The sequence below is a fragment of the Mycolicibacterium vulneris genome, assembly GCF_002104765.1.
GTDB classification, from domain to species: Bacteria; Actinomycetota; Actinomycetes; order Mycobacteriales; family Mycobacteriaceae; genus Mycobacterium; species Mycobacterium vulneris.
This window is the reverse complement of sequence record NZ_NCXM01000018.1, coordinates 57,251-71,919: the sequence shown is the minus strand read 5'-3', so window position 1 is coordinate 71,919 and position 14,669 is coordinate 57,251. Positions and strand designations below refer to the sequence as shown.

Annotated in this window: 11 protein-coding genes; 6 read left to right on the top strand and 5 right to left on the bottom strand. The window is 69.0% G+C overall.

Annotated elements, in window-relative coordinates; all coding sequences use genetic code 11:
* Nucleotides 1-12: 12 nt before the first annotated feature.
* A complete protein-coding gene (locus B8W69_RS17895) occupies nt 13-1,179 on the top strand; it encodes a glycosyltransferase family 4 protein (RefSeq protein ID WP_085291149.1) in 1,167 nt (388 codons plus the stop codon).
* Here the strand turns inward: B8W69_RS17895 and B8W69_RS17890 are convergent.
* Together B8W69_RS17890 and pgfA are read right to left on the bottom strand one after the other, a co-directional pair.
* Nucleotides 1,159-2,895, bottom strand: coding sequence for an MmpA family trehalose lipid delivery protein (locus B8W69_RS17890; RefSeq protein ID WP_085291148.1), 1,737 nt, complete (start codon nt 2,893-2,895; stop codon nt 1,159-1,161). The genes B8W69_RS17895 and B8W69_RS17890 overlap by 21 nt on opposite strands.
* A 21-nt stretch (nt 2,896-2,916) precedes the next feature.
* Nucleotides 2,917-4,203 carry a cell envelope lipid trafficking protein PgfA gene (pgfA, locus tag B8W69_RS17885; RefSeq protein WP_165762637.1) on the bottom strand — a complete coding sequence of 429 codons (1,287 nt, stop codon included), beginning with the start codon at nt 4,201-4,203 and terminating at the stop codon, nt 2,917-2,919.
* 245 nt (nt 4,204-4,448) lie between these two features.
* On the opposite strand from pgfA, the gene B8W69_RS17880 reads away from it, so the two are divergent.
* The gene (locus B8W69_RS17880) at nt 4,449-5,558 is read left to right on the top strand and encodes an acyltransferase family protein (protein ID WP_439330627.1); all 1,110 of its coding nucleotides are present in this window, start codon (nt 4,449-4,451) and stop codon (nt 5,556-5,558) included.
* A gap of 153 nt (nt 5,559-5,711) precedes the next feature.
* Nucleotides 5,712-7,055 (top strand): lipase family protein, encoded by a 1,344-nt coding sequence (locus tag B8W69_RS17875; RefSeq protein WP_085291146.1) that lies wholly within the window; start codon nt 5,712-5,714, stop codon nt 7,053-7,055.
* 49 nt (nt 7,056-7,104) lie between these two features.
* Here B8W69_RS17875 and B8W69_RS17870 read toward each other — a convergent pair whose 3' ends face one another.
* Both B8W69_RS17870 and B8W69_RS17865 read right to left on the bottom strand, forming a co-directional pair.
* A complete protein-coding gene (locus B8W69_RS17870; RefSeq protein WP_085291145.1) occupies nt 7,105-8,577 on the bottom strand; it encodes an AMP-binding protein in 1,473 nt (490 codons plus the stop codon).
* Nucleotides 8,570-9,550, bottom strand: coding sequence for a phosphotriesterase family protein (locus B8W69_RS17865; RefSeq protein WP_085291144.1), 981 nt, complete (start codon nt 9,548-9,550; stop codon nt 8,570-8,572). The genes B8W69_RS17870 and B8W69_RS17865 overlap by 8 nt, the downstream gene beginning before the upstream one ends.
* A 124-nt stretch (nt 9,551-9,674) precedes the next feature.
* Between B8W69_RS17865 and B8W69_RS17860 the strand changes: the two genes are divergently transcribed.
* From B8W69_RS17860 to B8W69_RS17850, 3 genes are all read left to right on the top strand, one after another.
* A complete protein-coding gene (locus B8W69_RS17860) occupies nt 9,675-11,381 on the top strand; it encodes an acyl-CoA dehydrogenase family protein (protein WP_085291143.1) in 1,707 nt (568 codons plus the stop codon).
* 110 nt (nt 11,382-11,491) lie between these two features.
* On the top strand, nt 11,492-12,187 hold the full coding sequence (locus B8W69_RS17855) for a TetR/AcrR family transcriptional regulator (protein ID WP_085291142.1): 696 nt from the start codon (nt 11,492-11,494) through the stop codon (nt 12,185-12,187).
* The gene (locus B8W69_RS17850; RefSeq protein WP_085291141.1) at nt 12,184-13,119 is read left to right on the top strand and encodes a R2-like ligand-binding oxidase; all 936 of its coding nucleotides are present in this window, start codon (nt 12,184-12,186) and stop codon (nt 13,117-13,119) included. The genes B8W69_RS17855 and B8W69_RS17850 overlap by 4 nt, the downstream gene beginning before the upstream one ends.
* 63 nt (nt 13,120-13,182) lie before the next feature.
* Here B8W69_RS17850 and B8W69_RS17845 read toward each other — a convergent pair whose 3' ends face one another.
* Nucleotides 13,183-14,601, bottom strand: a complete 1,419-nt coding sequence (locus B8W69_RS17845) for an NADP-dependent succinic semialdehyde dehydrogenase (protein ID WP_085291140.1) — start codon at nt 14,599-14,601, stop codon at nt 13,183-13,185.
* Nucleotides 14,602-14,669 lie beyond the last annotated feature (68 nt).

Sequence of the window (14,669 nt, the reverse complement as noted above, 5' to 3'; positions counted from 1 at the left end):
GGCTGACGACCAATGTCTTCCTTGCGCTCCGTGCTGCTGCTGTGCTGGCGCGATACCGGGCACCCACAGGGCGGCGGCAGCGAAGCCTATCTGCAGCGCATCGGCGCGCAGCTGGCCGCCTCGGGAATCGCCGTCACGCTGCGCACCGCCCGCTATCCCGGCGCCCCGCGCCGCGAGGTCGTCGACGGCGTCCGGATCACCCGGGCCGGGGGCCGCTACACGGTGTACATCTTCGCGCTGCTGGCGATGTCCGCGGCCCGGCTCGGGGTCGGGCCGTTGCGAAAAGTGCGGCCCGACGTGGTCATCGATACCCAGAACGGCCTGCCCTTCCTGGCCCGGCTGATATACGGCCGCCGGGTGGTGGTGCTGGTGCATCACTGCCACCGCGAGCAGTGGCCGGTGGCCGGGCCGCTGCTCGGCCGGCTCGGCTGGTTCGTCGAGTCGACGCTGTCACCGCGGGTGAACCGGCACAACCAGTACGTCACGGTGTCGCTGCCGTCCGCGCGCGACCTGGTCACCCTGGGCGTCGACGGCGCCCAGATCGCGGTGGTGCGCAACGGCCTGGACCGCGCCCCGGCGCAGTCGTTGTCGGGCCCGCGCTCGGCCGCGCCGCGGTTGGTGGTGCTGTCGCGGCTGGTACCGCACAAGCAGATCGAGGACGCCCTGGAGGCCGTCGCGCGGCTGCTGCCGCGGACACCGGGTCTGCACCTGGACATCGTCGGCGACGGCTGGTGGCGCGAGCGGCTCGTCGAGCACGTGCAGCGGCTCGGCATCAGTTCGGCGGTGACGTTTCACGGTCACGTCGACGACGTGACCAAACACCATGTCCTACAAGCGGCCTGGGTGCACCTGCTGCCGTCGCGCAAGGAGGGCTGGGGCCTGGCCGTCGTCGAGGCGGCCCAGCACCGGGTGCCGACCATCGGCTACCGGTCCTCGGGCGGCCTGTCGGACTCGATCGTCGACGAGGTGACCGGGATCCTGGTGGACAGTCACGCCGAGCTGCTGGATCGGCTCGAAGAACTGCTCGCCGATCCGGTGCTGCGCGAGCAACTCGGCGCCAAGGCGCACACCCGCAGCGGGGAATTCTCCTGGAGGCAGAGCGCCGACGCGATGTGCGGCGTGCTGGAAGCGGTGCAAGCCGGCCGCACGGTCAGCGGGCTAGTCACCGGGCGGGGCTGAGCGGGCGCGGCGCCGCCACGCGCCGATCGCCGCGCCGGCGCCGCCGCCGATCAGCATCGCCAGCCACGCCAGGTGCGCGACCGTCGTCGCCGCCCGCCGCCCGGCGGCCACCCCGGCGGTCTGCCCGCCGATCCGATACAGCGCGATCTCGTGGTCCCGATAGACCGGGGCCAACGCGCCCAGGGTGCGCGCGGCCGCCCCCATGTCGCCGGCGCTGTCGGATTCGATCACCAGCCAGCCCACCCCGGCCGCGGCCAGTGCCGCCGGATCTGGCCCGGACAGCAGGAGCTCCTGCGTCGCCCGGGCGTGCGCGCCTTCCCCGGCGATGGTGGTTCCCGAGATCACCAGGTCACCGGTGCTCAGCACGTCGGCGCGCACCCAGCGGGGCAGCGGGTCCAGCACCGGTGCGGGGCCCGACCAGGAGAACAGCCGCATGGTGCCGACGGGCAACACCGCTATCGTTCCTGGATCGCCGGCCGCTTCGTTGATCGCCGCGGCGACGGCGGTCCAGCCGCGCGGATAGCGCACCGGCGCCACCTTGCCGAACACGCCCCAGGCCAGGTCGGGCAGCGCCAGCAGCAGCGCCAGGCAGCAGACCAGCGCCGGGACCGCGGTGCCCGAAAGTCGTAGCCACCGGCGCAGCGTCACCGCCGCACCGGCCCCCGCCAGCGCGTAGCCCGGCATCGCGAGCCCCACCCACTTCTGCCCGTCGCGCAATACCCCGAAGCCGGGCACGGCGTCGACCACCGTGCTCAGCAGCTGCAGGCCCGGGCCGGTCGCCAGCGCCGCCGGGACCAGCACCGACACCGCCGCCAGCACCAGCAGCGGCACCGCCGTCGGGCGCCGGACCACCGTCGGCAGGCCCACCGCCACCACACCAAGCAGCACCACGGCCGAGCACACCGCGAAAAACGTGGTGCGCGAACCGGGTACGGCGTCGCCGTTCCAGATCCCGCCGAGGCTGGCCAGGCTGGCCAGCGTGCCCAGCCCGGGCTCGGCGCGGGGCGCGAACGCCTCCACCCCCAGCCGGTTGGCCGCCGTGTGGGCGGTCAGCGACGAACCCATCGCCGACGCCGTCAGCCACGGCAGCGCGGTCACCAGCGCGGCGCCCAACGCGGCCGCGGCGCACCACCCACGCGCGGTGCCGGTGCCCGGCACCGCCACGCAGACCAGCGCCACCGTCGCGGCCAGCAGCAGCCCGGTCGGGGTCAGCCCGGCAAGCGCGATCCAGAACGCCAGACCGAAAAACGTGAACCGGCTCGCCCCTGGAGTCCGAGTCGTCCGCAGCGTCAGCATGGCCGCGGCCACCCAGGGCAGGCAGCCGTAGCCGACCAGCAGGCTCCAATGACCCTGCAGAAGCCGTTCCGCGACATAGGGATTCCAGATCGCCACGGTGGTGGCGACGAACTGGCCGGGCGCGCCTGCGCACGGCAGCGCTACCGCGACCAGCCGGGCCGCGCCCCATCCCGCCAGCCACAATCCGAGGACCAGCAGGGTCTTCACTACCACGCCGCCGTCGACCAGATGGGAGGCCAGCGCCACCGCGAAATCCTGGGGGGTGGCGCGCGGCGCCGACGTCAGCCCCAGCGCGGTGTCGGACAGGTACGACCGCGGCGTCGACACCGCGTCACGCAACAGCAGGTATCCGGGCGCCAGGAGCGGCCCGACCACCAGCAGCGCCAAGACCAGTGCGTACCCGGGTCGGGTCCAGCGCACGGTTAACGCAGCCAGGCCGGGCTATTCCCGGTCGTGCTGGCCGGGCGGATGGGGTTCGGCCGGCCCCACCTCGGTGGGCTCGTCCGGGCCGGGCGGGTCGGAGCCGGGCGGACCGGCCTCCCGACGGGCCTCCGGACGCTGGGTGGGCAGCTTCTCGGTCTCGGCTTCGGCGCCGGGCACCGGTTCTTCGAGGCCGCTGCGGCCGAAGAAGTCCTGGTCGCCCCGGTCCAGACCGGGGTCGGTCAGCGCGCTCTCGCTGCGCAGGCTGAACGAGGCGAGCAGCCCACCGCCGATCAGCGCGATCAGGCCGACCGCGGTGAACGTGATCGGCAGCACCCGCGACCACAGCGCCAGCCGGTCGCGCTCGTCGCGGGCCGCGTTGATCTGGGATTCGACGGTGTCCTCGTTCGAGGTGACCTTGTAGTCGGCCAGCGTGAGCTCCGGCTTGAGGGGGTCACGGGCGAAGTAGTGGTCGGCGTGCTCGGTCTGCTTGACGATGGTGCCCGACACCGGGTCCACCCAGAACGTGCGCTGCGCCGCGTAGTAGCGGGTCATGGTGATTTGCTCGTTCGGGTCGCCGCCCTGGATGCCCCACATCGACGCCGACGTGGTCTGCTTCGCGTCCTCGTTGCCGGCCAGCAGCGACGGGTAGGCCACCGGAGCCACCAGCTTGCCGTCGGCGTTGAAGCCGACGTTCTGGGTGAACTTGTACGTGGTCAGCCCGTTGACGTCTTCCTGGGTGTCGTAGTTGACGTCGAACGCCTTCTGCGCGATCGGATCGAAGTAGGGATAAGTCTTCTTCTCGGTGTGGAACGGGAACCGGTAGGACAGTCCGTCGTGCCGCAGCGGCATCGCGGTGGGCGGGTTCTCGTCGTTGACCGCGCGCGGCTTCTGCACGGAGCCGCCGGCGTGGGTGTCGTCGGAGACGGCCAGCGCGGTCTTGCGGTTGAGCGTTACGGTGTCGACGATCGCCAGCAGCAGCCCGCTGTCCTTCTGCTTGTCGGTGCGCCGCAACGAAGTTCCGACCTGGAGTGTGACCACGTCGGCGTTGGCGGGCGACTCGACGCTGATCTGCTGTTGGGAGACCAGCGGAACGTTCTGGTTGACGACGACGTGGTCGGTCGACAACGACGCCGAGTCGAGCGTCGTGCCGGTGCCGTCACTGATCAGGGTGGCGTCGATGTCCAGGGGGACCTTGGTGATCCTGCTGGTGGTGTACGTCGTCAAAAGCAGCGCGGCGATAAGCAGGGCAGCTCCGAGTCCGATGATCCCGCATGCGGCGAACCTCAACATGACTGCTCGGTTCACGTCGCTGTGCCCTCCTCAATTCCTTGCTTAATCAGCCGCGACCCGACCCGAGCAAGCAGCCCGGGGGCAAACTCGTTCGACCCTAACAGCACAAAGTAAGGCAGCGACTTACCAACCTGTTGCTCGCGCGGACGGGCCCTGCGGGTGTACCCATTCGCCGGGCGACGCAGCACAGGCAAACTGTCGGGGTGAGCGATGACCAGCGGGTGGGCGGGGTTCGCAGCTTCCTGCCGGCCGTGGAAGGCATGCGCGCCTGTGCGGCCATGGGCGTGGTGGTCACGCACGTCGCGTTCCAGACCGGGCACTCCAGCGGCGCCACCGGCAGGCTGTTCGGCCGCTTCGACCTCGCTGTGGCGGTGTTCTTCGCGCTGTCGGGTTTTCTGCTGTGGCGCGGACATGCCGCGGCGGCAAGGGATCTGGGACCGCGCCCGCGTACCGGCCACTACCTGCGGTCGCGGGTGGTCCGCATCATGCCCGCCTATGTGGTTGCCGTCGTCGTGATCCTGACCCTGTTGCCGGACGCCGACCACGCCAGCCTGACGGTGTGGCTGGCCAACCTGACGCTCACCCAGATTTACGTGCCGCTGACGCTGACCGGTGGGCTGACCCAGATGTGGAGCCTGTCGGTCGAGGTCAGCTTCTACCTGGCGCTGCCGTTCCTCGCGCTGCTGGCCCGCCGTCTGCCGGTGCAGGCCCGGGTGCCCGCGATCGCGGCGTTGGGGGCGCTCAGCTGGGCGTGGGGCTGGGTGCCGCTGGGCGGCGGTCCTGGGATCAACCCGCTCAACTGGCCGCCGGCGTTCTTCTCCTGGTTCGCCGCCGGCATGCTGCTGGCCGAGTGGGTGCACAGCGGGATCGGGTTGCCGGCGAGCATCGCGCGCCGGCGGTTGGTGATGGCCGCCGTCGCGGCGGTGGCCTACCTGATCGCGGCGTCGCCGCTGGCCGGCCCCGAAGGCCTGGTGCCCGGCACCCCGGCCCAGTTCGCGGTGAAGACCGCGATGGGCTCGCTGGTGGCCTTCGCGCTGGTGGCCCCGCTGGTGCTGGATCGGGTGGACACGCCGCACCGCATCTTGGGGACCACCGCGATGGTGACCCTGGGGCGCTGGTCCTACGGACTTTTCGTGTGGCACCTGGCGGCGCTGGCCATGGTGTTTCCGGTGCTCGGGACGTTCCCGTTCACCGGCCGCATGCCCACGGTGTTGGTGTTGACGTTGATCTTCGGCTTCGCGATCGCCGCGGTCAGCTATGCGCTGGTCGAGTCGCCGTGCCGAGAAGCGTTGCGCCGCTGGGAGAAACGCGAGAGGCCGGGCGGACCGGCTCAGGCCGTCGACGCCGAGGCGGACGCGATCGCGCCCTAGCGCGGACCGCACCTGAATTCCTCTCCTATGCGGTACCGAAGGTCTCGAAACCTCATTTTTGGGTAACCCCGAGTGTGATAGAGCGGCGGGTCACCCTGTGCCGGCAGCGGCAAAGGCAACGAAGTCGCTTCGGCCCTGGAGAGGCGTTCAACGATGGACAACGACATGATCGCGGCGCGGTCGATGGCGGACACGCCACACGAGGAGTTGCGTCCTGGCGAGCGTCCGCTCTTGCCGGACGACGACCCGTTCTACGAACCGCCGCCGGGGTATGAACAGGCTGAATGTGGCACCGTGCTGCGCTCGCGCACCGTGGAGTTGGGCTTCCTGGGTCTGCTGCCGCAAAGCTTCCGGGCCACCCAACTCCTCTACCGCAGCACGAACCTGCACGACGACCCGGAGGTCGCCGTGACCACCGTCTTACTGCCGGAACAGCGCGATCCGCACGCGATGTGTCCGGTGCTGTCGTACCAATGCGCTATCGACGCGGTGGCGTCGCAATGTTTCCCGTCGTACGCGCTGCGCCGCGGCGCCGGGGCGATCGGCGCGTTCACGCAGGCGGAATTCCTGCTGATGGCGGCGGCATTGGCGGAAGGCTGGGCGGTCTCGGTACCCGACCACGAGGGTTGTCACGGCATGTGGGGCGCGCCCCGCGAGCCCGGGTTCCGCATTCTCGACGGTGTCCGGGCTGCCCTGAATTGCGAACGGCTGGGCTTGTCAACGTCGGCCCCGGTGGGTCTGTGGGGTTATTCGGGCGGTGGTTTCGCCTCCGCGTGGGCGGCCGAGGCGGCCGCCCGCTATGCGCCAGAACTCAACATCGTCGGCGCAGTGCTCGGCTCACCGGTCGCCGACCCGGAAAGCGTCGCGCGCCGCCTCAACGGGTCGTTTTTCGCCGGACTGGCCGCGCTGATGATCGCGGCGCTGACCGAGGTGTTCCCGGAAGCACAGCGGGTCGTCATCGAACACGCCACCGAAGAGGGCAGGGCGGTGCTGAACGAATTGCGGAAGCTGACCACCGCGGGCGCGGTTCGGCGGCTGCGCAACGCAGACATCGGCTCCTACGTCGACATCTCCACCGACGAACTGTGGGACCTGCCGGAGGTGCGCCACATCTTCGACGAAACCAAGCTCGGCAAGACCCCACCCGCACCGCCCCTGCTGGTGATCCAGGCCGTGCACGACAGGATCATCAGCATCGACGACATCGATCAGCTCGTCGAGACGTATGTCGCCGCCGGGGTAGCGGTCACCTATCACCGCGATCGATTCTGCGGTCACCTGCTGCTTCACCCGCTCTCCTCGCCGATGGCCCTGAGATGGCTACGCGACCGGTTCGCCGGACGGCCGCTCGACGAAAACAAGAGCCGTACGGTGTGGCCGACCCTGTTCAACCCGTCCACCTACCTCGGCATGCTGAAGCTCGGCGCGATCACGGCCAAGGTGATCTTGGGACGGCCGGTCCGGTCCCGTCCGCTCTCCACATCCGACGCGGCGTAGCGGTTCGCCGGGTTATCCCGCGTGTGCAGGGCCACCGATCCGCCGGTGGTCAGCCGGCTTCCGCGGTCGCCAGGCGCTCCATGATCTGGGCGCGGACCGCCGAGCGGCGGGCCTTGCCGGCGTCGTCGCGCAACGGGGTGTCGACGAACTCGACGGTGTGCGGCACCTTGTACCCCGCCACCTGGTCGCGCAGAAACGCTTGCACGCCACCGGAATCCAGCACCGAGCCGTCGATCGGGTGCACGAGCGCGTACGGCACCTGACCGAGATCCTCGTGAGGGACGCCGACGACCAGACAGGACAACACATCCGGGTGCGCCGAGAGCGCGTTCTCGATCTCGGCGGGGTAGACGTTGCGGCCCCCGACGGTGAACATGTCGACCCGCCGGTCCGAGAGGTACAGGAACCCGTCGGCGTCGAAATTGCCGAGATCGCCCAGCGAGTCCCAGCCGTCGCGGCTCTTCGCCGTGGCGCCGACGTAGCGGTAGGTGGGCGCGCTGTCCGGGCCGGGCCGCATGTAGATCTCGCCGACCACGCCCGGCGGGCAGGGGTTGCCGTCGTCGTCGAGCACCTTCATCTCCCCGGCGACCACCACGCCGACCGACCCGCGGTGCGTCAGCCACTGGTCGCCGGAGATGAACGTCAGCGCCTGTAATTCGGTGCCGCCGTAGAGTTCCCAGACTTTCTCCGCACCCAGCAGGTCGATCCACGCCTGCTTGATGGCCGGCGGGCAGGGCGCCCCCAGGTGCCAGAATCGCCGAATGGACGACAGGTCATAGGCGCCCGGGTCGGCCTGGTAGACCGGCAGCGTCCGCTGCATGATCGTCGGCACCGTCGTCAGGAACGTCACGCCATGGTCGGCGATCAGCCGCAGGAACCGCTCGGGGTCGAACCGGCTCATCAGTACCAGGTGATGGCGCATCAGCAGTGCGATGGTCGCGGTGGTGAAGCCGGTGTTGTGCGACAGCGGCACCGGAACCAAGGTGGTGTCGCCCTCCTGGGCGCCCAGCGGATAGCCGATCGCCGACGGTATCCGGCTGTCGCCGCCGGATTCGATGAGCTTGGGCCGGCCGGTGCTGCCGCCCGAACCCATCGCCTTCCACACCGGCGACACCGCCTCCGGCAGCGCGCCGTCCGACAGGCCCGGATCGGGCATGAAACCCATTGGCACGCTTGGTATCCGGTGATGCTCGCGGCCGACCAGCAGGGCGGGTGGTCGCAGGTCCACCAAGCCCTGCAGCTCCGCGTCCGGCAACCTCGAGGACAACGGCTGCGGCACCGCGCCCAGCTTCCAGCACGCCACCGCGGCCTGGATCCACTCGACCGAGTTGGGCAGCACCATGGTCACGTAGTCGCCGACGCCCACGCCGCGCTCGGCGTAGGCGCGGGCCAGCCGATTGGTCGAGCGGTCGAGCTGGGCGCGGGTGAGGGTGATGCCGTCGCAGGTGACCGCCGGCTCGTCGGGGGCGAGTTCGGCCAGCGCCGAAATCTGCGTGCCGATCGGCGGGATCGGCTCACGCATACGCGCCCTGCCGCTCGAATATGCGGCGCGGGTTGACCACCAGCATGGTGTGCAGCTGTTCGTCGGTGACGCCGCGCTCCTTGAGCGCCGGGATCACGTCGTTGTGGATGTGCAGGTAGTGCCAGTTCGGCATCACCTGCGATACCAGCTCGTCGGGCAGCGCGTCGAAGTAACAGTTGGCGTCGTGGGAGAGCACCATCTTGTCGGCGTGCCCGCGCTCGCACATCTGCGCCACGGTGTTCACCCGGTCCTCGAAGGGCAGGAAGGCGTCGATGCCGAAGCGGTCCATCCCGAGGTAAGAGCCGGCGGCGATGAGCTCCTCGAGGTAGCCGATGTCGGTGCTGTCGCCGGAATGCCCGATGATCACCCGGCTCAGGTCGACGCCCTCCTCTTCGAAGATGCGCTGCTGCTCGAGGCCGCGCCGCATGCCCGCGTGGGTGTGCGTGGAGATCGGCACCCCGGTGCGCTTGTGCGCCTGAGCTACCGCGCGCAGCACCCGCTCGACGCCGGGGGTGACGCCGGGTGTGTCGGTCGCGCACTTGAGGATCCCGGCCTTGACGCCGGTGTCGGCGATGCCCTGTTCGATGTCGCGGACGAACATGTCGGTCATGATCTCCGGGCCGCCGAGCTCTCCGCCCGGGCCGAGGTAGTGGAAGTACATCGGTACGTCGTTGTAGGTGTAAAGCCCGGTCGCCACAACGATATTCAGCTCGGTCTCGGCCGCGACCCGGGCGATCCGCGGGATGTAGCGGCCCAGGCCGATCACGGTGAGGTCGACGATGGTGTCCACGCCGCGGGCCTTCAGTTCGTTGAGCCGCTCGATGGCGTCGGCGACGCGCCGGTCTTCGTCGCCCCACGCTTCGGGATAGTTCTCGGCGATCTCGGTGGTCATGATGAACACGTGCTCATGCATGAGGGTCACGCCCAGTGCGGCGGTATCGATGGACCCGCGAGCGGTATTGAGTTCTGACACTCCAGAGATGCTAGGGCGACGGGCACCCGACCGACAGGGTCGTTTTGTTCCGGTTGCCCCGACGGCCGCGCGATTGCAGTACCGTCACCCTCGTCTTCGTCGAGAACCCGCTGGGAGTCACGTCATGTTGCTCAATCCCAACCACTTGCAACGCCAGTACCCAGACCGCCGTTCGGGGGAGATCATGGCCGCGACGGTCGACTTCTTCGAGTCCCGGGGCAAGGCCCGGCTGAAGGCCGACGACCACGAACGGGTGTGGTACTCGGAGTTTTTGGACCACGTCGGCCGGGAGCGCATCTTCGCCTCGTTGCTGACACCAAAGCAGTACGGCCCGAATGGATCAGCCGATTGCCGCTGGGACACCTACCGGATCAGTGCGTTCGCCGAGATCGTCGGCTTCTACGGGTTGAACTACTGGTATCCCTTCCAGGTCACCGCCCTGGGCCTGGGCCCGATCTGGATGAGTGCCAACGAGGACGCCAAGCGCAAGGCCGCCGCGCTGCTCGAGGCCGGCGAGGTGTTCGCCTTCGGCCTGTCGGAGCAGACGCACGGCGCGGACGTCTACCAGACCGACATGAACCTGACGCCGAAAGACGGGGGCTGGACCGCAACCGGGGAGAAGTACTACATCGGCAACGCCAACGTGGCCCGGATGGTCTCCACCTTCGGCAAGTTCGACGGCACCGACGAGTACGTGTTCTTCGCCGCCGACTCGCAGCATGATCGCTACGACCTGATCAAGAACGTGGTGAACTCGCAGAACTTCGTCGCCAACTACGCGCTGCGCGACTACCCGGTCACCGAGGCCGACATCTTGCACCGCGGCCCCGAGGCCTTCCACGCCGCGCTCAACACCGTCAACGTCTGCAAGTACAACCTTGGCTGGGGCGCGGTCGGCATGTGTACCCACGCGATGTACGAGGCGGTCACCCACGCGTCCAACCGCATCCTGTACGGGACCGTCGTCACCGACTTCACCCACGTCCGGCGGCTGCTCACCGACGCCTACGCACGCCTGGTCGCGATGCGGCTGGTCGCCACGCGGGCGTGCGACTACATGCGCAGCGCGTCGGCCGAGGACCGCCGCTACCTGCTGTACAGCCCGCTCACCAAGGCGAAGATCACCAGCGAAGGCGAACGCGTCATCACCGCGCTGTGGGACGTCATCGCGGCCAAGGGCGTGGAGAAGGACACCATCTTCGAGGCGATGACCCGCGAAATCGGCCTGCTGCCAAGGCTGGAGGGCACCGTCCACATCAACATCGGGCTGCTCGGCAAGTTCATGCCCAACTTCCTGTTCGCGCCCAACGGCGCGCTGCCGCTGATCGCCCGCCGCGACGACGCGGCCGACGACACCTTCCTGTTCGCGCAGGGGCCGACCGGCGGCCTGGGCAAGGTGCGGTTCCACGACTGGCGCGCGCCGTTCGACAGCTTCGGGCACCTGCCCAACGTCGCGCTGCTGCGCTCGCAGATCGACGTGCTCGCCGACATGCTGGCCGGCGCCACCCCGGATGCCGCGCAGCAGAAGGACATCGACTTCGCCTTCGCCGTCGGGCAGTTGTTCGCCACCGTGCCCTACGCCCAGCTCATCCTGGAGGAGGCCGGCCTCTCCGGCGTCGACGAGGGATTGGTCGACGAGATCTTCGCCGTGCTGGTCCGCGACTTCAACGCCTACGCCGTGGAGCTGTCCGACAAGCCGGCGACGACGGACGAGCAGGCCCGCTTCGCGCTGCGGATGATCCGCCGGCCCGCCCACGATCCCGCCCGCTACGACCAGATCTGGAAGGACCACCTGCTGCCGCTCAGCGGCGCGTACCAGATGCGCCCCTGAGCTTCGTCCGGCCCGAGTGTGCGGACAGCCGCGCGCGGCTGGGCGCGACCCCTTGACTGTGAAGTTCCTCACAGTAGGATGACCAGTGGTCATTCACCATAGGAGGGGCATTGCCAACGGTCACCTGGGCACGCGTCGATCCCGCTCGTCGCGCGGCGATCATCGAGGCCGCGGAGTCGGAGTTCGGGACCCACGGGTTCTCTCGGGGCAGCCTGAACGTCATCGCCCGCCGCGCCGGGGTCGCCAAGGGCAGCCTTTTCCAGTACTTCGCGGACAAGCGTGACCTGTACGCGTTCATCGCCGACATCGGCAGCCAGCGGGTGCGCGCCTACATGGAGGACCGCATCCGCGAGCTCGACCCGAGCCGGCCCTTCTTCGACTTCCTCACCGACTGGCTCGACGCGTGGGTGGCCTACTTCGCGGACCATCCGCACGAACGCGCGCTGCACGCCGCGGCGACCCTGGAAGTCGACACCGAAGCCCGCGTCAGCGTGCAGCACGTCATCCACCGCCACTACCTGGAGGTGATGCGCCCGCTCGTCCGCGACGCGCACGTCCGCGGCGACCTGCGCTCGGACTCCGATACGGACACCCTGTTGTCGTTGCTGCTGTTGATCTTTCCGCACCTGGCACTGGCGCCCTACATGCGCGGCCTGGATCCGATTCTGGGGCTCGACGAGCCCAGCCCGGAACAGCCGGCACTTGCCGTGCGCAGGCTCGTCGCGGTGCTGGCGGCCGCGTTCTCGGCTGCGCCGAAAACCTCGCCAATCGGCTCAGCCCCCAAACGATCTGAGGAGGTCACATGAATCGCACCCGAACTGCCTCGATGGCCGAGGGCGGACTCAACTGGGACAGCTTGCCGCTCAAGCTGTTTGCGGGCGGCAACGCGAAATTCTGGAATCCGGCCGATATCGACTTCTCCCGCGATCGCGAGGACTGGGAACGGCTCACCGACGACGAACGCAGCTATGCGACCCGGCTGTGCGCCGAGTTCATCGCGGGCGAGGAGTCGGTGACCCAGGACATCCAGCCGTTCATGGCCGCGATGCGGGCCGAAGGCCGGCTCGGCGACGAGATGTATCTGACGCAGTTCGCCTTCGAGGAGGCCAAGCACGTCCAGGTGTTCCGCATGTGGCTCGACGCCGTCGGCATCACCGAGGACCTGCACAACTTCCTCGATGACGTCCCGACCTACCGCACGATCTTCTACGAGGAGCTGCCGGACTGCCTGAGCGCGCTCACGGTCGATCCGTCGCCGGCCGCCCAGGTGCGGGCGTCGGTGACCTACAACCACATGGTCGAGGGCATGCTGGCGCTGACCGGTTACTTCGGCTGGCACAAGATCTGCGTGGAGCGCGGCATCCTGCCCGGCATGCAGGAGTTGGTGCGGCGCATCGGCGATGACGAGCGACGGCACATGGCGTGGGGCACCTTCACCTGCCGGCGCCACGTCGCCGCCGACGACGCCAACTGGGGCGTCTTCGAAACGCGGATGAACGAGCTGATGCCGCTCGGCCTGCGCCTGATCGAGGAAGGCTTCGCCCTCTACGACCCGATGCCGTTCGGTCTGTCGGTGGACGAGTTCATGCAGTACGCCTCCGACAAGGGGATGCGTCGCTTCGGCACCATCTCCAGCGCCCGAGGGCGACCGCTCAGCGAGATCGACCTCGACTACACGCCCGTGCAGCTCGAGGACACCTTCGCCGAGGAGGACGAACGGGCGCTGGCGGCCGTCTGATGGCGGCGGCCCGCAGCGCCCGGCTGCGCCGCGCTTGCGACCGCCGCGCGGCTCAGCGGGCGATCACTCGACCTTGTTGTCGCCGGCCGAGGAGCCGCTCTGGGATTCCCCGACCCAGACGGTTTTGGCGTTGACGAACGCGCGGATGCCCAGACCCGCGAGCTCGCGTCCGTAGCCGGACCGCTTGACGCCGCCGAACCCCAGTTCGGGATAGGACACCGTCATCCCGTTGATGAAGACCTGGCCGGCCTCGATGTCGTCGATGAAGCGCTGCTGCTCGGCCTCGTCGTTGGTCCAGGCGTTGGACCCCAGGCCGAACGTGGTGGCGTTGGCGATCTCGATGGCCTCGTCGATGTCGGCCGCCCGGTACATCGACGCGACCGGTCCGAACACCTCCTCGGTGTACAGGGCCATGTCCTTGGTGATGTCGGTGACCACCGTCGGCGGGTAGTACCAGCCCGGCCGGTCGATGGGCTTGCCGCCGAGCCGGATCGTGGCGCCCGCCGCGGCGGCATCGTCGACCTGCTTGGCGATCTCGTCGCGGCCTGATTCGGTGGCCAGCGGACCCACGTCGGTGTCCGGGTCGGTCGGGTCGCCGATGGTCAAAGCCTCCATCTGCTCGGTGAACTTGTCGACGAACGCGTCATAGATGTCGGTGTGGACGATGAACCGCTTTGCGGCGATGCAGGACTGGCCGTTGTTCTGCACCCGGGCGGTGACCGCGGTCTTGGCGGCCTCGTCCAGGTTGGCCGAGGGCATCACGATGAACGGGTCGCTGCCGCCGAGCTCGAGCACGGTCGGCTTGATCTCGTCACCGGCGATGGCCGCCACCGATTGGCCGGCCGGTTCGCTGCCGGTCAGGGTGGCCGCTGCGACCCGGGGATCGCGCAGGACGCGCTCGACCGCGCTGGAAGAGACGAGCAGGGTTTGGAAACACCCTTCCGGGAAGCCGCCCCGGGTGATGACGTCGGCGAGGTAGAGCGCGCTCTGCGGGACGTTCGACGCGTGCTTGAGGATCCCGACGTTGCCGGCCATCAGCGCCGGTGCGGCGAATCGCACGGCCTGCCACAGCGGGAAGTTCCACGGCATCACGGCCAGCACCACGCCCAGCGGTTGATACCGGGTGTAGGCCTGCTTCGCGCCCACCGCCTCGGCGTCGGCCGCCTCGTCGGCCAGCAGCTGCTCGGCGTTTTCGGCGTAGTAACGAAAACCCTTGGCGCACTTGAGCGCTTCCGCCTTGGCCGACTTCAGCGTCTTGCCCATCTCCAGCGTCATCATGGCGGCGACGTCGTCGGCCTCCGCCTCCAGCAGGTCGGCGGTCGCGTTTGCCCACTGGGCGCGCTGGGCAAACGTGGTGTTGTGGCGATAGTCGAGGAAGCGTTCGTAGGCACGGGCAATCGCGGCGTCGACTTCTTGGTCGGTGGCCGGGGTGAAGGTCTTCACTGTCTCGCCGGTAGCCGGGTTAATGGTGGCGATGGGCACGTCGGCCCTCCTTCATCGGGTTTGTGTTGCTCAGTTGCGGAAAGTCCAACACCTAGCCTGCCACTATC

Excerpts from the sequence above, each read along its gene's own strand:
- B8W69_RS17895 (WP_085291149.1), top strand. The coding sequence starts at position 13 with ATGTCTTCCTTGCGCTCCGTGCTGCTGCTGTGCTGGCGCGATACCGGG.
- B8W69_RS17880 (WP_439330627.1), top strand. The coding sequence starts at position 4,449 with ATGCGCGCCTGTGCGGCCATGGGCGTGGTGGTCACGCACGTCGCGTTC.
- B8W69_RS17875 (WP_085291146.1), top strand. The coding sequence starts at position 5,712 with ATGGACAACGACATGATCGCGGCGCGGTCGATGGCGGACACGCCACAC.
- B8W69_RS17870 (WP_085291145.1), bottom strand. The coding sequence starts at position 8,577 with ATGCGTGAGCCGATCCCGCCGATCGGCACGCAGATTTCGGCGCTGGCC.
- B8W69_RS17860 (WP_085291143.1), top strand. The coding sequence starts at position 9,675 with ATGTTGCTCAATCCCAACCACTTGCAACGCCAGTACCCAGACCGCCGT.
- B8W69_RS17850 (WP_085291141.1), top strand. The coding sequence starts at position 12,184 with ATGAATCGCACCCGAACTGCCTCGATGGCCGAGGGCGGACTCAACTGG.